Consider the following 2,703-nt stretch of genomic DNA (forward strand, 5'->3'; position numbering starts at 1 on the left):
TGACTAACGGCGTTTCGCCCGCCGCGATTTTCGTTTCGAGCTCTTCGGCCAGCTCGTTGATGTCCTTATAGGAGATCGCTGCCACGACCGCCGCCACCCCCTGGTGGTTCCCGTTGCGGGTCAGCCGGTTGAGCTTTTCGACCGGTACCTCCTGAATTTGGATGCCCGCCTCCAGCGCCTGTTCCCGCAGGGCGTTCGCCGCGCCGACATGCGCCCGCTCCGCCGCTGCGAGCGTCTCGCCTGCCGTCTTTCGGAAGTAGATTTTTTCGATCTCCGTCCCCGCTTCGATCGCCTCGCGCACCGGATGGATGCCGAAAATCACGTTTTCCGGCGCCTTCCGTTCCGCCTTTTTGTCGAATGCGGGTTTGGATTTGTCGCTCCGCTTGCGCTCCGTGACAGGCCGCGGTCGAAAATCCTCCCCTTCGCGTTTAGGATCCGCATCTGCCGGCCGGCGGTAAAAACTCTTTTTCGTCGAAGGGTTGTCGTTATCGAATGCCATGATTTTCTAATTTTTCGGTCGTTTCGGCCCACTCCTGTATCGTGGTGTCCAGTTTGGTTTTCAGTTGGTTGTACTCTTCGAACAGGGCCATCGTATATTGTTCCGGATCCATCAGGCGCGCTTCCAGAGCCGAGGTCTGTCGCTCCAGTTCCGCAATTTCGCCCTCTAATTTGGCCACCGCGTTCCGCAGCCGTGTCACCTGCCGATCCCGCTCTTTCTTTTCGGCGTACGAGAGCTCCGGCCGCTTCTTCTGTTCCGGCTGTTTCGGCGCGGTGGGCTTGGCGGAAATCGCCGGAGTAGGGGAGGCGGAGCGTTCGATCTCGCGCATGTTTTCGATCTGCCGGGCCCTCAGGAAGTCGTAAATCCCCCCCAGATGCTCCTTGACCCGCCCGTCGCGGAATTCGTAGACTTTGCTCACCAGCCCGTCCAGAAACTCGCGGTCGTGCGAGATCACCAGCACCGTCCCGTCGTAAGCCATCAGCGCCCGCTTGAGGATATCTTTCGACCGCATGTCCATGTGGTTGGTCGGTTCGTCGAGAATCAGCAGGTTGTACGGCTCCAGCATCAGCCGGGCCATCGCCAGCCGCGACCGCTCGCCGCCGCTCAGCACCTTGACTTTCTTGTCGATCTCCTCGCCCCGGAAGAGGAAAGCCCCCAGGATATCTCTGAGCCGTGTCCGGATATCTCCCACGGCCACCCGATCCAGCGTGTCGAATACCGTGAACTCCCCGTCCATCAGGTCGTCCTGGTTCTGGGCGAAGTAGCCGATATGCACATTATGCCCCGTTTTGGTGAAACCCTCGGTCGCGGCGATTTCGTTCAGCACCATCCGCACGAAAGTGGTCTTTCCCTCGCCGTTCCGCCCCACGAGGGCCACCTTTTCGCCCCGCTCCACTACGATATTGGCCCCCGAGAAGACATGTTTCTCCGCCTCATCTCCCTTCGCGGGAAAGGTCATGCCGGCCTCCTTGGCCTCCACGACCACTTGTCCCGAGCGCGGAGCCGACGGAAAACGGATGTTCAGCGTGGCATTGTCTTCCTCCTCGATCTCGATCCGGTCGAGCTTTTCGAGCTGCTTGATCCGCGACTGCACCTGGTTCGACTTGGTCGGTTTGTAGCGGAATTTTTCGATGAACTCTTCCGTTTTTTCGATCATCCGCTGCTGGTTCTCGTAGGCGGCGATCTGCTGTTGCCGCCGTTCTGCGCGCAGTTCGACGTAGCGGCTGTACGACACTTTATAATCTGTCGCCCGCCCGCACGAGAGTTCGATCGTCCGGTTGGTGACGTTGTCCAGAAAGGCCCGGTCGTGCGAGATGAGGATCACCGCCCCGCCGTAATTCTGCAAATAGGTCTCCAGCCACTGGATGCTCTCGATGTCGAGGTGGTTCGTGGGTTCGTCGAGCAGGAAGAGCGTGGGCTTCTTCAGCAGCAGTTTGGCCAGCTCGATCCGCATGCGCCACCCGCCTGAGAATGTGGAGGTGGGCCGGTTGAACTCTTCGCGCTTGAACCCGAGCCCGAGCAGGGTCTTTTCCACCTCGGCATCGCGGTTGTCGCCGTCCAGCAGGTGGTACCGCTCGGTGGCTTCGTGCAGCCGGTGGAGCAGCTGTGCATACTCGTCCGATTCGTAGTCGGTGCGTGTCGATATCTCGTCCGTACAGCGGGCGATCTCGCGTTCGAGGTCAATGATCTCGGCAAAGGCTTTTCCGCACTCGGTGATGAGGTCGGTGTCGTCGGCCACGCGCATCTGTTGGGGCAGGTAGCCGACGGTGCAGTCGTCGGTCTTCGAAATCGTCCCCGAAGTCGGGGTCTGAAGACCTGCTATAATCTTGAGTATGGTCGATTTGCCGGCTCCGTTCTTGCCAACCAGCCCGATCCGCTCTTTGGGGTTGATGAGGAACGAGACGTCGCGGAACAGGTCGCTGCCGCCGAACGAAACGGTCAAATTATCTGCGGATAACATATGATTTAACGCAATTTATATTTAGTATGCTCGATTCTTAGAGCCGGCTGGAACCGTACCTTTTGACTTCGTCTTCCTCGTGCTACCTCGGCAAATCCCGCAAGCGGTCTCTGCTCTCGGTACGCTACTCGGTTCTGAAGAAAAGGTACCCAAAAGACTTTTAGCTAGCTACGCTACTCCTTAGGCTCCGCAGTCCTCAGTCTTCGTGAGTCTGTCGGGCTGGGTTTTCGGCGGGGCGCTATAA

The 2,703-nt window shown here is 58.9% G+C and carries 2 protein-coding genes; both read right to left on the reverse strand.

Annotation, left to right across the window (positions count from 1 at the left end; all coding sequences use genetic code 11):
• A partial coding sequence (locus QZ302_RS09690; RefSeq protein ID WP_294594860.1) for an RNA methyltransferase substrate-binding domain-containing protein occupies window positions 1–499 on the reverse strand: 499 nt, incomplete at its 3' end.
• Window positions 486–2,459 carry a ribosomal protection-like ABC-F family protein gene (gene abc-f, locus QZ302_RS09695; RefSeq protein WP_294594862.1) on the reverse strand — a complete coding sequence of 658 codons (1,974 nt, stop codon included), beginning with the start codon at window positions 2,457–2,459 and terminating at the stop codon, window positions 486–488. The genes QZ302_RS09690 and abc-f, both read right to left, overlap by 14 nt.
• Window positions 2,460–2,703: the final 244 nt, after the last annotated feature.

The organism is uncultured Rikenella sp. (genome assembly GCF_910579375.1).
Taxonomy (GTDB): Bacteria; Bacteroidota; Bacteroidia; order Bacteroidales; family Rikenellaceae; genus Rikenella.